This window comes from Streptomyces turgidiscabies Car8 (assembly GCF_000331005.1).
GTDB lineage: Bacteria > Actinomycetota > Actinomycetes > Streptomycetales > Streptomycetaceae > Streptomyces > Streptomyces turgidiscabies.
In genome coordinates this window covers 19,225-36,474 of the sequence record NZ_AEJB01000280.1, presented here as the reverse complement: position 1 = coordinate 36,474, position 17,250 = coordinate 19,225, and the positions used below count along the sequence as shown (strand labels likewise).

General features: G+C 71.6%; 14 protein-coding genes. 3 read left to right on the top strand and 11 right to left on the bottom strand.

Going from position 1 to position 17,250, the window contains the following annotated elements; all coding sequences use genetic code 11:
- Positions 1-292: 292 nt before the first annotated feature.
- Entirely contained in the window at positions 293-952 is a 660-nt protein-coding gene (locus STRTUCAR8_RS18695; RefSeq protein WP_006377377.1) for a hypothetical protein, read from the bottom strand.
- A 754-nt stretch (positions 953-1,706) separates the two neighbouring features.
- On the opposite strand from STRTUCAR8_RS18695, the gene STRTUCAR8_RS18690 reads away from it, so the two are divergent.
- Together STRTUCAR8_RS18690 and STRTUCAR8_RS18685 are read left to right on the top strand one after the other, a co-directional pair.
- A complete protein-coding gene (locus STRTUCAR8_RS18690) occupies positions 1,707-2,438 on the top strand; it encodes a DUF6230 family protein (RefSeq protein WP_044472438.1) in 732 nt (243 codons plus the stop codon).
- Positions 2,438-2,971, top strand: coding sequence for a DUF6114 domain-containing protein (locus tag STRTUCAR8_RS18685; protein ID WP_234372551.1), 534 nt, complete (start codon positions 2,438-2,440; stop codon positions 2,969-2,971). The genes STRTUCAR8_RS18690 and STRTUCAR8_RS18685 overlap by 1 nt, the downstream gene beginning before the upstream one ends.
- Here STRTUCAR8_RS18685 and STRTUCAR8_RS18680 read toward each other — a convergent pair.
- Both STRTUCAR8_RS18680 and tatA read right to left on the bottom strand, forming a co-directional pair.
- Positions 2,893-3,633 carry a Type 1 glutamine amidotransferase-like domain-containing protein gene (locus STRTUCAR8_RS18680; RefSeq protein WP_044472436.1) on the bottom strand — a complete coding sequence of 247 codons (741 nt, stop codon included), beginning with the start codon at positions 3,631-3,633 and terminating at the stop codon, positions 2,893-2,895. The two genes, STRTUCAR8_RS18685 and STRTUCAR8_RS18680, sit on opposite strands and share 79 nt — an antisense overlap.
- Positions 3,634-3,643: 10 nt before the next feature.
- Positions 3,644-3,949, bottom strand: coding sequence for a Sec-independent protein translocase subunit TatA (gene tatA / locus STRTUCAR8_RS49850; RefSeq protein ID WP_006377362.1), 306 nt, complete (start codon positions 3,947-3,949; stop codon positions 3,644-3,646).
- A gap of 86 nt (positions 3,950-4,035) precedes the next feature.
- Here tatA and STRTUCAR8_RS18670 point away from each other — a divergent pair, with 86 nt between their 5' ends.
- Complete coding sequence (locus STRTUCAR8_RS18670) at positions 4,036-5,544, top strand: LCP family protein (RefSeq protein ID WP_006377360.1); 1,509 nt, start codon at positions 4,036-4,038, stop codon at positions 5,542-5,544.
- Between the two features lie 11 nt (positions 5,545-5,555).
- Here the strand turns inward: STRTUCAR8_RS18670 and mgtA are convergent, their stop codons facing one another.
- The 8 genes from mgtA to STRTUCAR8_RS54270 all read right to left on the bottom strand — a co-directional run bounded on the left by mgtA (position 5,556) and on the right by STRTUCAR8_RS54270 (position 16,861).
- Positions 5,556-8,090 carry a magnesium-translocating P-type ATPase gene (mgtA, locus tag STRTUCAR8_RS18665; protein WP_006377383.1) on the bottom strand — a complete coding sequence of 845 codons (2,535 nt, stop codon included), beginning with the start codon at positions 8,088-8,090 and terminating at the stop codon, positions 5,556-5,558.
- Positions 8,080-8,436, bottom strand: a complete 357-nt coding sequence (locus tag STRTUCAR8_RS18660; protein WP_006377371.1) for an ArsR/SmtB family transcription factor — start codon at positions 8,434-8,436, stop codon at positions 8,080-8,082. The genes mgtA and STRTUCAR8_RS18660 overlap by 11 nt, the downstream gene beginning before the upstream one ends.
- Before the next feature lie 9 nt (positions 8,437-8,445).
- Positions 8,446-9,522: a LacI family DNA-binding transcriptional regulator gene (locus STRTUCAR8_RS18655; protein ID WP_006377388.1), complete on the bottom strand. Its 1,077-nt coding sequence runs from the start codon at positions 9,520-9,522 to the stop codon at positions 8,446-8,448.
- A 97-nt stretch (positions 9,523-9,619) separates the two neighbouring features.
- Positions 9,620-11,989 carry a beta-galactosidase gene (locus STRTUCAR8_RS18650; protein WP_006377369.1) on the bottom strand — a complete coding sequence of 790 codons (2,370 nt, stop codon included), beginning with the start codon at positions 11,987-11,989 and terminating at the stop codon, positions 9,620-9,622.
- The gene (locus STRTUCAR8_RS18645; RefSeq protein ID WP_006377389.1) at positions 11,986-13,746 is read right to left on the bottom strand and encodes a glycoside hydrolase family 35 protein; all 1,761 of its coding nucleotides are present in this window, start codon (positions 13,744-13,746) and stop codon (positions 11,986-11,988) included. Before STRTUCAR8_RS18645 ends, STRTUCAR8_RS18650 begins: the two co-directional genes overlap by 4 nt.
- 121 nt (positions 13,747-13,867) lie before the next feature.
- On the bottom strand, positions 13,868-15,028 hold the full coding sequence (locus STRTUCAR8_RS18640) for an MFS transporter (protein WP_044472435.1): 1,161 nt from the start codon (positions 15,026-15,028) through the stop codon (positions 13,868-13,870).
- 308 nt (positions 15,029-15,336) lie between these two features.
- Entirely contained in the window at positions 15,337-15,948 is a 612-nt protein-coding gene (locus STRTUCAR8_RS54275; protein WP_006377378.1) for a hypothetical protein, read from the bottom strand.
- The gene (locus tag STRTUCAR8_RS54270; protein WP_006377363.1) at positions 15,899-16,861 is read right to left on the bottom strand and encodes an ATP-binding protein; all 963 of its coding nucleotides are present in this window, start codon (positions 16,859-16,861) and stop codon (positions 15,899-15,901) included. Before STRTUCAR8_RS54270 ends, STRTUCAR8_RS54275 begins: the two co-directional genes overlap by 50 nt.
- Positions 16,862-17,250: the final 389 nt, after the last annotated feature.

Sequence of the window (17,250 nt, the reverse complement as noted above, 5' to 3'; positions counted from 1 at the left end):
TTCGCGACCCGCAGGTTGTCCCAGAAGGTGAAGGGCGCCCCGCCGTTCGCGGTGACCGCCGCCCGGCAGGCCGCCGTGGTGTCCAGGCCGCCGCCGTCGGGGGAACTCCGCCGCCCCACAGGCCGCGGGCACCGTGGCCGGCGCGCCGGTGGCGTCCGCCACCGACGATGCCGGACCGCGGCACCTGATCGCAGGCGCCGCCGCGGCTGTACTGCTCGCCGCGGTCGCCGCCATTGTCCTACGTCTGCGCCGCCGGTGAACACCGGCAGCACAGACGTTCATTGACGGTTCGTCAGTTGACGAAGACCGTGGCGTTACCCTGCGTCACGTCCGTCACCGGGGCGTACTTGGCGGTGAAGTAGCCGTTGGCGAAGCACAGGCCCGAACCGGACGTCTTGGTGAACGCCTGGGCGGTGAAGTTGATGCTGTTGTCGGCGGCACCGGTCGTGCCCGTCAGGCTGGGCGCCTGGTAGACACAGTTGATGCTGCCCAGCAGGGTGCGCAGCACGACGGTCGTCTGGATGGTGGAACCGGAGGCCGGGGTGACGGTGACGGAGCCGTCGGAGCCCACCGCGGTGGTGTACGGCAGGTTGTTGACGGTCACGCTGGTCACGCCGAGAACACCGAGGACATTGCTGGTGCAAGTGCCGAAGGTGTGCGCGGTGACCGACTCGGTCGCCGTGCCGGGCGCGGAGGGGTTCGTCTCGACCTTGGCCGTGAAGGTCGACGCCGCGCAGGAGACACCGCTGGTGCCGGTCGCGCTGGAGTAGAGGGTGGCGGCGGTGCCGGTGGCGAGGGAGGCGCTGAGGACGTCGTTCACGGCGACGGCGTCGCCGGCCGCGCTGTTGATGGTGAGAACGGTGTCGGCGGCGGACGCGGGGGTGACCGCGGCGACCGAGAGACCGGCGACGGCGGCGGCGAGGGCGAGGGCGGAGCGAGTGCGAGTACGCATGATGCGGGTGCCTCTTTCTTGGAGCTGGGGGTGTTGGGGGTGGCGCCGTGGAGGCCAGGGCGCGCGGAAGTACGCGTGCGGGACGCATGAAGGACGCGGGAAAAACGCCGTTACCGGCCCGTAACGCCTTCTCCGTACGTGACGGACCGGCAACGACAACCGGCCGGTGACCGGCAGGAAGGCTTGGAGGGAGGCTTCCTGACCGGACCGGGCGGGACAGGGCGACCCGGCGGCGGCCCAGGGGGGAAACGGCCGTGCCGGTGCCTCGGGGGCGGACTTGCGGAATAAGCAAAGAGTCCGGGAAGAGCGGTGACTCGCACCGCTGCGGATCCGGCGCCACGGATCCGGGGAAACCAGCTCGTTTGTAGACCTGAGGGACCGTCAACGTCAAGACGTCTCACGGAAGTTGATGTCGCTCGTCGAACTTTCCCGTGAACTTCCGCGCTCCCCCTCGGCCCGTGCGACACCCCCTCAGAAGCCGGCCGGCAGCCTCTCGGACACCCCGGACGACCGGCGATCGACCCGCAAAGTCACAGGTGGAACATAATCCGCACCCTTTTTCCACAACTCCCTTGACCCCTCAAAGTAACCACGGGTAACTTCCTCGGCGGCTACTGGTGCGTAACCGTGAAAGCCCTTGCAACCGCCGGGAGTTGCGAGGAGACGTAACGCCACAGTCGCTGTCCGCGCCAGGACAACGTGCCACTGAAGCGTGACCAGCATTGACGCACTGACTATGTACTGGGAGCAGACCATGGCTTCGTCCTCGGACGCCTCGTCGTCCGCTGGATCCAACCCCGAGCAGCCAGGAAGCGGTAACGCTTCCGAAGGCTCCGCGGGCACGGGATCCACCAACGTGTCCGAATTCTTCGAAGGTGCCGGAAAGGGCACCGAACGGCGCGGGCGGGTTCGCATGCGCCGCGCAGCCGTGATGGCGGTGCCGGCCACTCTGGTCGCCGCCTCACTCGCGGTTCTCACCGCGCAGGGCGCCCTGGGCGTCCAGTTCGCCATCTCCGGCATGCCGTTCACGGTCACCGCCACGGAGATGAACGGCACCGGTTTCGAGCAGTTCGGCGGCCTCGACCACATGATCGAGAACAGCCCGAACGAGGGCGACACCGGCGGCCAGGTCCTGATCATCACCACCGCGATCAAGAACGCGACGATCACCAAGCTGTGCCAGAGCGTCGACCTCGGTGGCGTCAACCTGCTGATCAAGGCGGGCGGCAACGGCACCCCGGTGTCCGCGACCGACCTCACGCTCGACGGCACCGAGCAGTCGGGTGACGCGTCCTTCAGCAACATCGAGATCGGCAACGACGCCAGCACGCTCACCAAGGCGGGCGTCCAGGGTCCGGCCGGTGTCTTCAGCCAGCAGGCGGACAGCATCCGGATCGCCAACCTGCGGTCGACCAACTACGCCACCACCGCAGCCGTGTTCAAGCTGCCCGGGCTGAAGCTCAGCTTCAGCTCGTCGGGTTGCTGATGTCCGGCATCGAGCAAGAGGGGGTGGGGCCCGCCTTCAGAAACTGGCGGGCCCACCGTCCGTTCGTGGGCGGGCTGCTGCTCACCCTGGGCGGGGTGGAGATCCTCGTCACGATGAAGGTCTCCCTGAAGATCGTCGTGCACCTGGGTATGCAGGGCCTGGCAGGCTTCATGCTGCCGGCGCTCATGGTGGTGGTCGGTCTGTTGATCCTCTTCAACCCCACGCAACGGCTGTTCTACTCGATCGTCGGCATCATGCTGACGCTGGGCACCTGGGTCACCTCGAACCTCGGTGGCTTCTTCGTCGGCCTCGCCCTGGGCGCCGTGGGCAGCTGCATGGCTTTCGGCTGGCTTCCCGACCAGGAACCCCGGGTCAGCCGCCGCCAGCGACGCGAGGACAAGAAGCAGGGCAAGGCCGCCATGGACTCCACGGAGGCCCCGGCGACGGACGACGGTCAGGGAGACGGCGAGGGCAGCCTGCGCGGCTCGATTCGTTCCTCCACCGCCGTGTCTCCCTCGCACCTGACGACATAGGCACCCCTGCCCGGCAACTCCGCGACTGCCTCGACGAGTTCGGTCCCTCGGTACACGAGGCCGACCCCGTCGTCGGTGCAGTGCGTGGTGGGCAGGGTGCCGTCGGCGACAAGCCGGTGGACCAGCGGGCGGCGGCCCGCGTCGCTGTCGTAGTGCACGCCGTTTCCGTACGGAAGGAAACCCAGCGCGTCGGTGAGCGGCCTCAGTTCGGGGCCGAAGGAATCGGTGGTGCCCCCTCTGAACCAGCAGAGGGAGCCCGCGCTCACCCCGCTGAGCACCACGCCGGCCTCCCAGGCGCGCCGCATGATCCGGTCGAGGCCGTGCACCCGCCAGACCGCGAGCAGATTCGCCACCGAGCCACCCATGACCCAGACGACGTCCTGGTCAAGCACCGTGCCCTCGACGTCGTCCAGGTTGGGCATGGGGAAGAGGTGCAGCGGCGTGAGGTCGAAGCCCGCGACCCGGGCGGCCTCACCCATGCGGGCCGTGAAGTGCTCGGCGTCCCCGATCGCCGTACCGACGTACAGGACGCGCGGTCTGCGGCCGTGGACCCCTGAGAGGTCCACGGCGTGATGGACGAGGGCGTCGAACGCCACCATGGTCCGGCCGCCGGTGCGGTGTCCGCCGGAGGTCGCGAGGATGGTCGGTTCGGAAGCGGCCATGTCGATGATCTTACCGATCGGCGACGGGCTCCCGTCGGTCGGCAAGCGCCTCGGCCGCAGCCGCCTCGGTCCGGACGGGCTCGGGCCGGCCGACCACAGGTTCAGCCGGGACACCGCCACTCACCTGCGAAGATGTCTCCCCCGTCGGCCTGCTCGCCGCCCCGTCCTCCTTCAGCGCCTGCGCCTCGCTCTTGAGGATGCGCATCGAGCGGCCCAGGGCGCGTGCCGTGTCCGGCAGCTTCTTCGAGCCGAACAGCACGATGCACACGATGGCCACCACCAGCAGGTGCCAGGGTTCCAGTCCGTTCCGGAGCACAACCTCACCGCCCTTTCCTTCGTCAGACATAACAGTTGCCACTTTGCGCAACTGTACAACCAGGGTGAGACGTGAGAAGGGCGCCGATGACCACCAGCACGAGCAGGCCAGCCGTACCCCCGCGAAGCCGGTCCGCCGCGGGTACCCGGCGGCGGAAGCCGGGGCGGCGCGGGCGGCTGGCACTGGCGATCTTCCTCTCGCTCCTGCTGCTCCTCGCGGCCGGCGCGGGCTGGGTCTATCTGAAGCTGGACGGTGACATCAAGACCTTCGACGCGGGCGGCATCGCGGACAACCGCCCCTCCGCCGGCTCGTCCAAGGGCGAGAACGTCCTGGTCATCGGCTCGGACGCGCGCAACGACGGCAACGCCGCGCTCGGCGGCGGCGACGTGAACGACATCGGGCGCTCCGACACCGCGTTCCTGCTGCACATCTACGCCGACCACAAGAACGCCGTCGCCGTCTCCATACCCCGCGACACCCTGGTCACCATCCCGCCCTGCAAGCTGCCCGACGGCAAGTGGACGACCGCCCGGCGGGGCCAGATGTTCAACGAGGCGTTCTCGGTCGGCGAGACCGCCAAGGGCAACCCCGCGTGCACGCAGAACACGGTGGAGAGCATCACCGGTCTGCGCGTCGACCACACCGTCGTCGTCGACTTCAAGGGCTTCGCGGCGCTGACCGACGTGGTGGGCGGGGTGAAGGTGTGCCTTCCCCAGGACCTGTACCAGCGTGATCTCAACCCCAACCTGACCACGCGCGGCAAGCTGCTCTTCGACAAGGGCGAGCAGGAGGTCTCGGGGCAGAAGGCGCTGGACTACGTCCGGATCCGGCACGGCATCGGCGACGGCTCCGACATAGGCCGGATCAAGCGCCAGCAGGCTTTCGTGGCGAGCCTGTTGAAGGAGGTCAAGAGCAACGGTCTGAGCCCGACCAAACTGCTCCCCCTCGCCGACGCGGCCACCAAGTCGCTGACCGTGGACCCCGGTCTCGGCTCCGCCGACAAGCTGATCTCCTTCGCGATGACGCTGAAGGACATCGACCTGCACAACACGAAGTTCGTCACGATCCCCTGGCGGTACGCGGGGGATCGCGTGGCGATCGTCGAACCGGACGCCAGTGACCTCTGGGCCGCCCTCAAGGCGGACCGCACCCTGGACGGCAAGGACGCGAGCGGCAAGAAGAAGGCCGCGCCGAGTGCCGGGCCCTCGGCCGCCCCGACTCCCGTGTCCGGCAAGGGAATCACCGTCACCGTCTACAACGGCACCACCGTCACCGGCCTGGCCGCGAAGGCCGCCGCCGAGCTGACCTCCGACGGTTTCACGGTCACCGGCACGGCGACCGCTCGCAGCCAGGACCACGCGACGACGGTCATCGAGTACGGCCCCGGCCACAAGTCCGAGGCCCAGACCGCGGCCCGCGTCTTCCCGGGCGCCGCCATGCAACCGGTGCCGGGTGCGGGGGTCAACGTCGTCGTCGGCAAGTCGTACAAGGGCGGCTCCACGGCCGCGCCGAAGCCCACCGCGATCCCGAAGGACGTCACCGAGGGAGCCCGCTCGGCCGACGACAACCCCTGCTCGAACCTCACCTACGGCTGACCGGGGAGTCCTCACCCGGGAAACGGCCACCGCCGGGCGACGGCGAGGGCACCCCCGTACAGCCCCAGCACGACCGCACGAAGGGCGTAGTACGACCCCGGGAGCCCCACCAGCCCCAGCGGCGGCCCGAGGGAGGACAGCGGCAGCAGCAGCCCGACGGCGGCCAGCCCTGCCGCCGCCCGTCCGACGGCTCCCCGGATCCGGCCGCCGCCACCACGCAGGAGCAGCATCACCACGGCCTGGGTGAGGAGGTTCTCGGTGAACCAGGCCGAGTGGAAGACGGCCCGGTCGTCCAGGGCGTCGGGACCGTGCAGGGCGAGGGCGAGCACGCCGAAGGTCGCGAGGTCGGCGACGGCGTTGAGCGCGCCGAACCCGCCGAGGAACCGGAGGAGTTCACGGGGGCGCACAGCGGTCGGCCTGGCCAGGGCGCCGGGCGCGGGACGGTCGTAGGCGTAAGCCAGTTGGGCCGCGTCGAAGCACAGGTTCTGCGCGAGGACCTGGGCCGGGAGCATCGGCAGGAACGGCAGCAGGAGTCCGGCGGCGAGCATCGCGGCGACGTTCCCGAGGTTCGAGGAGAGCGTGACGCGCAGATACGTGGCGATGTTGCCGCTGCTGTGCCGGCCGGCCGTGACGGCGTGGGCGACCGCGGCGAGGTTCCTGTCCCCGAGGTCCCCGGAGTCCCCGGAGTCCCCGGAGTCCCCGAGGATGACGTCCGCGCTCTCGCGGGCCACGTCGACGGCGGCGCGCGGCGCGATCCCGACGTCGGCGGCGCCCAGCGCGGGCACGTCGTTCGTCCCGTCGCCGAGGAAGCCGACGGTGTGCCCGCCGGCCCGCAGCGCGGCGACGATCCGGGCCTTGTGGGCGGGGGCGCAGCGTGCGAAGACGGTCGTACGGCGGGCCAGGTCCGTCAGTTCGGCGTCGCCGAGGCCGGCCACGGCGTCCGCGTCCACGACCTCCCCGGGATCGAGGCCCAGGTCGTGGCAGGCGCGGGCGGCCGTGCCCGGATGGTCGCCGGTGAGGATCTTCACGTCCACCCCGAGCGCGGCGAGGTCGCGCAGGGCTGCGGCGGCGGTCGGCGCGAGGTCGTCCCGCAGGGCGACGAACCCCCGGAAAGTCAGGTCGCGTACGTCGGCCGGGGTCCATTCGCGGGTGCGCGCGGGCCGCTCGGCGGTGGCGACGGCGAGCAGGCGCAGTCCGCTCGCCGCCTGTCCGTCGGCGCGCGAGAGAAGCCGGGCCCGCTCGGCGGCGTCCAGCGCGCACCGTTCGACGACGTCCGCGACGGCGCCCTTGACGACGAGGACATGGGTCCCGAGTCGCCCCCGTACCACCGCAGTGGTCAGCCGCCGCACCGGGTCGAAGGGCAGCGCGGCCACCCCGTCGTACCGTTCCCCGACCGGTCCCGCCGCCGTCAGGAGGGCTTCGTCGAGGGCGTCCGGGGTGGGCGGTTCGGCGAGTTGGAGGGTCCACCAGGCGGCCGTGGCGGCCCAGTCGAGCACCTGGGGATCGTCCCGTCCGGCGGCGTCGGTGGACCGCTCGACGACCGGCCGGTCCCGGGTGAGGGTGCCGGTCTTGTCGACGCACAGGACGTCGACGGCGCCCAGGTCGTGCAGCGCGGGCAGGCGTTTCACCACGACCCCGTGCGCGCGGGCGAGCCCCGAGGCCGCACGAGCCAGGCAGATGCCGACGACGACCGGCAGCATCGCGGGCGTCAGTCCGACGGCCACCGCGACGGCGAACGGCAGCGTCTCCGGTCCCTGCCGACGCAGCGCCCCGCTCGCCATGAGCACGAGCGGCGGGGCGAGCAGCATGAACCGGATCAGCACCCAGGAGATCCCGTGCAACGACCGGTCGAAGTCGCTCCTGTCCCGCGCCGCGACCGTCCTGTGCGCACCCGCGAACTGGGTCCGCGCCCCCGTGGCCACCACCACGGCGGTGGCGCTTCCGGAGGCGACGGCGCTGCCCTGGAAGCACAGCTCGGGCCGCGCGAACACGCCCCGGTCCGCGGCACCCGGCCGCGCGTCCTTCGCGACCGGCGCCGACTCGCCCGTCAGCGGCGCCTGGTGCACGGTCAGCCCGGCCGCGCGCAGCAGCCGCACGTCCGCCGGGACCAGGTCTCCGGCTCCGAGCCGGATCACGTCGCCCGGCACCAGTTCGGCGACCGGGATCTCCCGGGCGAGCGGCGGCCCGCCCTCCTGGGGCCGGCGCAGGACCGTCGCGGTACCGGCGACCAGCTCGCGCAGCCCTCTGAGGAAACGTTCCGCCTGATGTTCTCCCGAGGCGCGCAGCACACAGCTGACCGCGACCAGAAAGAGGATCACCGCGGCCGTCCCCCAGGCCGTGACGGCGGCCGAGACGAGCCCGAGACAGAGCAGTACGGCGGTGAAGGGGTCGCGCAGACTCCGGACGAACCGGACGGGCCACCCGACCGGCCGGGCGGACGGCACGACGTTCTCCCCGAAGGCCGCCGCCCGCGCCTCGGCCTCGGTGTCGGTCAGCGCGCGCGAGAGGCTGTCGAGCCGGTGCGGCGTAAGGAGTTCAGACTCCACGGAGATGCCGTACGGGGGCGCCCTCGGCCCGGTCGGTCAGCCGTCCGACCAGCAGCCGTACGACGGTGACGATGTCCGGGTCGTCGACGAGGTACACCTGGCGGCGTCCTTCGCGTCTGGAGCGTACGAGCCCGGCGAGTCTCAGCTTGGTGAGGTGCTGGCTGACGGCGGGCAGCGCGCCGCCGACCCGCTCGGCGAGCCCCGTCACATCGCTCTCGCCCTGCGCCAGCGCCCACATGATGTGCAGTCGCGCGGGCGAGGCGAGCAGGCCGAAGGCTCCGGCGGCCTCGGCCAGCACCTCGGCGGACGGATCGTCGAATCCTGTGTTGCCCGTACCTGTCACCACCGCGCCAGTTTAGGCGGGTGCGCGGCCCGTGCTGCGTCGCACGATGAGGTGGGCGGGGATGACGGAGACCACCGCGCCGATGCCCGTGGCCGCTTCCTCCCCGCCGTCGATCCGCGCGAGGAGCAGCCTCAGCGACCGGGTGCCGATCTCCTGGAAGTCGGTGCGGACGGTGGTGAGCGGGGGCAGCAGATGGGCGGCTTCCGGGATGTCGTCGTAGCCGACGACGCTGACGTCGTCCGGGACCCGACGGCCGGCCTCGTGGAAGGCGCGCAGCGCGCCGAGCGCCATCTGGTCGTTGGAGGCGAAGACGGCGGTGACGTCCGGATCGCGGGCGAGCCGCCGGCCCAGTTCGTACCCGGAGTCTGCGCTCCAGTCGCCGACGAGCGGCTCGGGCACCTCGGCCCCGGCCTTCTCCAGGGTCTCGCGCCAGCTCGCGGCCCGGCGTTCCGCGGACGTCCAGCCGGCCGGTCCGGCGATGTGCCGCACCGTACGGTGGCCCAGTCCCAGCAGGTGTCCGGTGGCCAGGAGCGCCCCGCCGCGGGAGTCGGCGGTGACCATGGGGGTGTCGTCGCCCAGGGCGTTGTCCATCACGACGAGGGGAATGTCGAGGTGGGCCTCGGCGAGGGCCCTGCCGACGCGCCGCTGCGGGGCGATGGCGATGACCCCGTCGGCGCCCTCCGCCGACAGCCGGTCCACGGCCTGGACGACGGTGTCCCGGTCGGCGGTGTCGAGGGCGATGGAGCTGACCAGGTAGCCCGCGTCCTGGGCGGCGGTGTTGATCGCGGTGAGTGTGGAGGCGGGACCGTAGCGGGCCGCGTCGAAGGAGATCACCCCGAGCATCCGGGTCCGCCCGCTCGCCAGTGACCGGGCACTGCGGCTCGGCCGGTAGCCGAGCGACCGCATGGCCTCCAGCACCGACTCGCGGGTCTCGGCCCGGACGGCCGGGTTGTCGTTGAGCACCCGTGACACGGTCTGCTTGGAGACACCGGCGAGCCGTGCCACGTCGTCCATCACCGGTCGGGTGCCCGCGAAGTTGCGTCGGCTGCGTCCCTTGGGAGCGGCGCCGCCACCGGCACTTCGGGTCATGGGGGTCGCATCCTTCGGCTTTGTTCGCGCGGCGGTCGTGCCCCGCCCGGCTGGCCCACAGGATAGGCCGCCGGACGGGGTTGACCACGGACAGGTCCTACCCCGTGACGACGTGAGTCCGGACCGTGACCCACTCGGCCCGCGCGACCGTGGCCTCCCCCGCCGGCACGGGCACCGGCAGGTACACGGGCGGGTCGGCCGGGAACGGCAGCACCCTGACCCGCAGTCCTCCGGCGGCGCGCAGTGCGTCGTCCGGCAGCCGGTCGAGGCCGATCTCCCAGACCCGCCCGGAGAAGTACTGGTCGGCGACGAGTGTGTCCCCCGCGTACGCGCGGGCGACGTCTCCGGTCCAGTGGACGCGCAACAGGGTTCCGGGGCGCGGGAGTTCGTCCGGTACGGCGATGAGGTACTCGGCGGCGGACGTGTCGAAGTACGTGTCGGCGGGGGCACTGGCCCGGCCCAGTACGCCGGTGACGGTGTCGGGGGCGGGCCCGGCGGCCCGGACCAGGGACACGTCGAGGGTGCCGGACGCTCCGCCGGTGGGAAGCGTGTAGCGGGTGAACACCCCGTCGCAGGCGACGGTCAGGTTCTCGCCTGGGGGCCGCTCGGGTGCGGGCAGCACGGCGAGCGAGGTCTCCGCCGCCGGGCTGTGCACCCGTACCTGACCGGCCGGCTCGTCGAAGACGACCCCGGCGCCGTCACCGCAGAGGAACAGCCGCTCGGCGCCCCAGGCGGTGCCCCGGTAGGCGGTACGGGCGGTCGCCGCGTCCAGCACCAGCAGGCCGACCTGTCCGCCGTCCGGCGTCCCGACCTCGACGAGCGCGTCCTTACCGGGTCGCAGCCCGGTGACGAGGAAGCGTCCACCGGCGGACACGACCTTCCCCATGGGGGTGTGCACGTACCTCAACGTCGCGATGTCCAGGGCGAGTTCGACGGGGATTCCGTCCGTGGCGGCCAGCACCAGGACGGTACGTCCGCCGACGTCGACCGTGCACACCGGCTGGGCGGTGGCCCAGTCGAGCCGCAGCCCTGCCACGTCGAGGCGTAACGGCCAGCAGAAGTAGGCACCTTGAGGGATCGTCACCGGCGCGCTGGGAAAGGTCAGTTCGTGACCGTCCGGGAGGGCGACGGTGAAGGACGTGTCCGGGTGGTCCGGCAACGGCTCGTGCGGCTGGTGGTTGTTGACGAAGACGAATCCGGAGTGGCCGTCGCTCCGGACGGCCCACCGCAGGGTGTCCCGGTCGCCCTGCCCGGCCGGCCGCCGTTCGGGCAGCACGGACTCCATGGGCGCGACGCGCTCGCCGAAGTCCGCCAACAGCAGGTGCTGGAGGCGCAGTTCGTCGTACGAGGGCCGGTACTGCCCGTACTCGCCGAGCGGCGCCTGGAAGTCGTACGTCAGGACGGGCAGGTCGTTGGGGTAGCCGGTGGCGTGGGACTCCTGGAGGGTGGTCAGTTCGCCCTGCGGGTTGGTGCCGCCGTGGAACATGTAGTAGCCCTGCCAGACCGAGCCGCACCCGATCTTCGTGAGCCCGAGCGCGCCGACGTCGGCGGCGTCGACGCGGGGCCGGCGGTGGTAGGCGACCGCCATCCCACTACCCAACTCGCAGGTGGCCCAGGGGAATCGGTCGGTCGGCGCCGGTTCGCCGCCCCGCACACGGGTCGGTCGCAGGTCGGCGCCGATGCCCTCGTCGTCGCGCTGGTGGGTGAAGAAGAAGTGCTTGCGGCAGGTGTCGGGCCAGCCGCCGTCCCACTCGGTCCAGAAGGTCTCGGGGTAGCCGCCGAACAACGGAAGCAGTTCGTCGGGCGGGAGCTGGACGCCACCCCACGCCGTCGAGGTCCAGAGCGGGGCGCTCAGCCCGGCCTCCTGCGCCATCCGCTTCAGGGTGAGGAGATGACAGGGCTGGTCGTACAGCTCGTTCTCGATCTGGATGGCGACGATCGGGCCGCCGTGCGCCCGGTCGAGCCCCTTCAACTGCTCGCCGACCGCGGTGAACCAGTCGCGTACGGCTTCCAGGTAGGCGGGGTCGTCGGTGCGGGGTGCCGGGGTGCGGGCGAGCAGCCAGTCGGGCAGCCCGCCGTTGCGTACCTCGGCGTGGCTCCAGGGCCCGATGCGCGGGATGAAGTCCAGGCCGTGGCGGGCGCAGAGTTCGGCGAAGCGACGCAGGTCGCGGTCGCCGTCGAAGCGGATGTGGCCCTCGGTTTCCTCGTGGTGGATCCAGATGAGGTAGCCGGCGACGACGGTCACTCCGGCCGCCTTCATCTTCAGCAGCTCCTCCTCCCACTCAGCGGCCGGATAGCGGGTGTAGTGGAACTCGCCGGAGACGGGGAACCAGGGGCGGCCGCCACGGGTGAACCAGCGGCTGGTCACCCCGATCGGATCAGCGACTCCCGGTGCGTCGGAGAAGGGCAGATGGCCGGTGAGCGGGGGTTCGGCGGTCGCGGGCACCCGGAGGGAGTGCCGGGTCATGGCTTCACCGGGCCCAGGTCGGGGGCGTCGGTGAGCAGGGCCTGGGCGGAGGTGGTGGCGTTGAGCTCGAGGAGCAGCAACTCGTTGGCGCCCGGGCGCAGTACGGGCGCGGGCACGTAGAGGGTGTGCTGCGGTCCGCGGTTCCAGTAGCGGCCGAGGTGGAAGCCGTTGATCCAGGCCTGACCCTTGGTCCAGCCGGGCAGCGACAGGAAGGTGTCCGCGGGGGTTTTGACCTCGAACGTGCCCCGGTGGAAGGCGGGTTGAGCGGCCTGGGTCGCGTCCGAAGGGGCGAAGGGCAGCGCGCTGAGGTCGTCCAGGTTGAGGGGGTGGCTGTCCCAGCCGCGCAGGGCGTCACCGTTGAAGGTGACCGCACCGAGGAGCCCCTTGGGCGAGCCGATGCGCGGCCCGTAGTTGACCCCGCCCATGTTCTCCACGAGCACCTCGACCGACGCTCCGGCGAAGGGAATCCGGACGGGCAGGGACTCGTCGTGCCGCTCGCGCTCGAGGACGCCGACGGGGGCGCCGTCGACGAACACCTGCGCCCGGTCGCCCACTCCACCGGCGAAGTGCAGCAGTCCGTCACCCGCGAGGGGGGCTGTGGCGCGGTAGAGCACGTATCCGGCGCGCAGCCCCAGTTCGTCCATGGTCACCGGGTCCTCGGTGCGCACGGGCTTGGCGAGGAGCCCCACATGGGGCAGCAGCGGCGCCCGCTCCCCCAACGCGACGGGGGTGGGCGGAAGTTTGACGCTCGGCGCGGGGACCGGCTCGTCGGGGACGGGTGCGTGCCGGGCGATCACCTCGCGGAAGGCGTGGTACTTCGGTCCGGGGTCACCGTTCTCGGAGAGGGCGGCGTCGTAGTCGTAGGACGTGACCATGGGCTGGTAGGCGTGGTCGTGGTTGGCGCCGTTGGTGAAGGCGAAGTTGGTGCCGCCGTGGAACATGTAGATGTTGACGGACGCGCCCGCCGAGAGCAGCCGGTCGAGGTCGGCGGCGGCGTCGGCCGCGTCCCGGGTGTGGTGCTCCTCGCCCCAGTGGTCGAACCAGCCGATCCAGAACTCCGCGCACATCAGCGGCCCTTCGGGCTGATGCGCCCTCAACTGCTCCAGGGAGGCGGCGACTTTGCTGCCGAAGGTGCCCGTGGTGAGCACCCCGGGGAGACTGCCGGCCGCGAGGTGCTCGGGGTTCGCCTGGTCGCAGGTGAAGAGCAACTCCCCGATCCCGCGCGAGCGCAGGGCCTCCGCGAGGTGTTCGAGATACGCGGCGTCGTCACCGTAGGCCCCGTACTCGTTCTCCACCTGGACGGCGATGACGGGACCGCCCGACTCGGCGAGGTACGGCAGGAGGGGCGGCAGCAGCAGGTCGAGGTAGCGGTCGATGGCACCGGTGAAGCGGGGGTCGCTGGAGCGCAGCCGGATGTCGGGGTCGGTGGTCAGCCAGGAGGGCAGGCCACCGCCGTCCCACTCGGCGCAGATGAACGGGCCGGGCCGCAGCAGGACGTGCAGCCCCTCCGCCTGGGCCAGCCGCAGATAGCGCGGCAGATCGAGGATGCCGTCGAGGGCGAGCGTGCCGGGCTCGGGCTGGTGGAGGTTCCAGGGGACGTACGTCTCCACGGTGTTGAGGCCCATCAGCCGGGCCTTGCGCAGCCGGTCGGCCCACTGGTCGGGGTGGACGCGGAAGTAGTGCATCGCGCCGGAGATGATCCGGAACGGTTCACCGTGCAGCAGGAAACCGTCGGACGTCGTTGTCAGGGCGGGCATGCGGGGGTTTCCCTTCGGTTCGTGACGCTCCAACCGGTTCGCTGGAGGTGGAGGCACAGGTGCGGATGGATGGGCAGGTGGGGGGAGGTGATCGTCAGCGGTCGTTGGGCCGGGGGGGCGGTCATCGAACCCGTGTCGCCCGGATCAGCCACACCGTGGCCGCCAGGCACAGCGCCGAGACCCCGCCCAGCAGCAGCGGCACGGCCCGTACGCCGGACCACTCGATGGCCTTGCCGAGCGCCGGCCCCGCGGCCACTCCCCCGGCCATCGACGCGGCGATGACCACGGCACCGGCTCTTCGCGCCCCCGAGGCGGCCTGGTTCAGCCAGGGCAGTCCGGTGGGGAAGATGGGCGCGATGAAGAGGCCGACGCCCGCGTAGGCGTAGGGGGCGAGTCCTGGTATGGCGGCCAGGAACAGGCAGACGGTCATACCGGCGCAGGACACCGCGACGATCGTCTGCGGCGAGAAGCGCAGGGCGAGCGGGGCGGCCAGGAAACGGCCCACGGTCATCATCAGCCAGTACACGGAGGTGGCCGTGGCGGCGGCTGTGGCCCCGTACCCGACCGTCTCCAGGTGCGTCGGCTCCCAGCCGCCGACGCCCGCCTCGATACCCACGTGCAGGACATAGAGGGTGACGAAGACACCGATCACCGAAGCCAGGCTCCGGGCGAGCACCTGCCCGCCTGGGCGGGCGGAGGCGTCGGACGCGTCCGACTCGGGCGCGGGGGCCGGCTGCGGGAGGTGCTCCCGTACGCCTCGAAGGCACAGCAGAAGGGGCAGGTTGGCGAGGGAGAAGCCGAGGAAGACGGCCGGATAGTGCTCGGAGCCGACCGCTCCGATCAGCGCCGGTCCGAGGATCGCGCCGACGCCGAAGTGGGCGTTGAGGATGTTCAGCATCGCCGTGGAGCGCTCGCCGAAGCCGACCGCGAACAACTGGTTGAGGCCGTAGTCGATACCGCCGAACCCGAGCCCGGCGACCAGGGCGGCGACCAGGGCGACGGGCCAGTTCGGCGCCAGCGCGAAGCCCGCGGCGCCCACTGCCATCAGCACGTATGAGCTGCCGAGGATGCGCCGGTTGCCGAGCCGCCCGTGCAGCCGGTCGAACAGCAGCACTCCGACGACCCCGCCGGCGAAGTGGGCGCTCAGGCCGAGACCCGCGGCCGACGGAGAGAGCCCGAACTCTTCACGGAAGGCCGGGATCGACGGGCCGTACAGAGCCTGGATGACCCCGATCAGCACGAAGCCGAGGCAGGAGGCGACCACGGCGACGGGGCTGAAGATCGGAGTGGTCGCAGTCGTGGGGGGCGCAAGGGCTGTCGGGGCTGCGAGGGCTGCGGGGGGCTTGGGTCCCGTAAGGGCCACGGGGGCTCCCGGAGGCGCAGGGGGCGCCGAGGAGGCCCGTTGCTCCGTGACCGCCGGGTGCCCGGAGGGTTGGTCGGTCACGTGGACTCCCGTCGCCTTGGTAGAGAACGCGGCTGACTCGTCCTCGCGCCGATGCGGGGACGGCACAAATGTTACCGGTAACATTTGTGCCGTCAAGATCCCCCGAGGCCTTTCGCCTCAGGGGATTCGCGAGAGAGCCGGCGGGATCAGCCGCTCATGCCGGGTGACCAGCTGGGAACGCTGCCGGCCAGACGGCAGGCGAGGACGTACAGCGGTATCGGCGGGGTGTACGGGGAGTCGCCCTCGGGGCTGTGGATCAGCCGGGGCCGGGCGGACGGGGACGCCGGTCGGGTGCGTGTCCAGGACGGGTCGGCCAGCTGTGCGCCGACCACGTAACGGGTGCCCGGGGGCCAGGTGACACCGATGTGGGAACCGGACGGCACGATCCACCACCAGCACTGGTCGTCGGCGAAGACACAGCCGACGCGGGGCAGCGAGTCCATGATCTGACGCCCGTGCTCGCGTGGCGTGCCGACGGCGTCACAACCGAGACCGGCGGTCAGCCGGGCGGGAAGGACGAGGTGACCGGAGTGACCGAAGTGCGCGCGGGTGGCCTTGACCGAGGGGGGCGCGTGGAGCGGCGGGGGTGCGAGGTGCGTGGCGACGGACTGGAGGGGGCGAGGTGTGTGGGGGGCGTGAGACGGATGGGGTGCGCGTGACCCGAGGAACGGGTGGGCGACCGGGCCACGCGGGCCGAGCGGGCGCGGGTCAGGAGCGGGAGTACGGGGGGTGCGGTGCTGTCGTTCCATACGGTCCATGTGAGGCGATTCCTTCGGCCGAGTGGGGGACGGGCCGGATGCGGTGCGAGGCCGACGCATGCCAGGGGGCGGGCGCGACGACCTGTACGGCGGGGGCAGCGAGGGTTGCGTGGAGGGTGGATGGAGTGGGCGACCGGAGGGCCACGGTGGGCGCGGGGGCGTGGGCAGCCGACGCGGGCGGCGTCAGCGCGGGTGCGGATGCGGATCCGGCCGACGCCGGGGAAGTGGACGCGGCGTCGGCGGGATGAGCGGCCGGGGGAAGCGGGGGCGCGGTCGGCGCGGGCCCGGTGACACGGTCGGTCGGTGGAAGCTGGGGCGCGGCCGCTATGGATGCGGCTCTGACCGGCGCCGATGCGATCAGCGCCACCTCGGTGGCCGTCGCCGTCCCGGTGAGGGTCGCCGTGCCGTTGGGAGCCGTCGCCGTGGCGGAAGCGGTTGCCTCGGCCGGCGCTGCCGGAGCGGCCGGTGCCGATGGCGCGGGTGTCGCCGACGTCGCGGTCGGCGGAATCGCCGGGGTCGCCTCCGTCAGCTCGGCCTCTGCCGTGGGGAGTTCTGCCCAGACGATGCGGCCGGAGCCGTGCGGGGCGTCGCGGACGCCCCAGTCGCTGCTCAGGACGCCGACCAACAGGAGTCCACGCCCGCACTGTTCGTCGAAGCCGGGCCGGCGCTGGGCCGGCAGGGTCCCGCCACGGTTCTCGTCCTCGACCTCGACGTGCAGCCGTCCGGCGGAGAGGCGCAGTCGGCAGACGATCCGCTCGCTGGCGGTGTGGGTGAGGGCGTTGGTGACGAGTTCGGAGGTGACGAGAAGGGCGTTGTCACAGGTGTCGGCGTCGACACCCCAGGCGTCGAGCAGTTCGCGCACCTTCCGGCGGGCCGCGCTCACGGAAGCGGGAGCCGCGGGCAGAACGAACATGTCCGACTGCGGAGAGTGACCGAAAGCGTCTGGGAGGTCCGGGCTGTCGGGGCGGCCGGCACGTGGGCCGCCGGGCATTCGGCCGAGCGGCTGGGGGAGGGAGGGCGGAGCCATCGCCGTTCGCCTTTCGTCTGCCTGCGCACCCTGGCCGGTGCGACACCGTCCCGAGATGACCCGCGAGTAGGTCAACCTGCATCAAAACAGTGCAGGTTGCAGCCCCTTCTCCCCCAACTGGGCTGTTCGCACTCGTCGTTCACCGTTTCCGGGAAGGTACGAACACTGTGACACCTGACAACAACGGCTCGCAACCAGCAAGTTGAAATTTGCATTTTGTGGGGTGCATGCTGCTCCCGTCGAAAGATGATCGTGACAGACTGCGACCCTGAGCC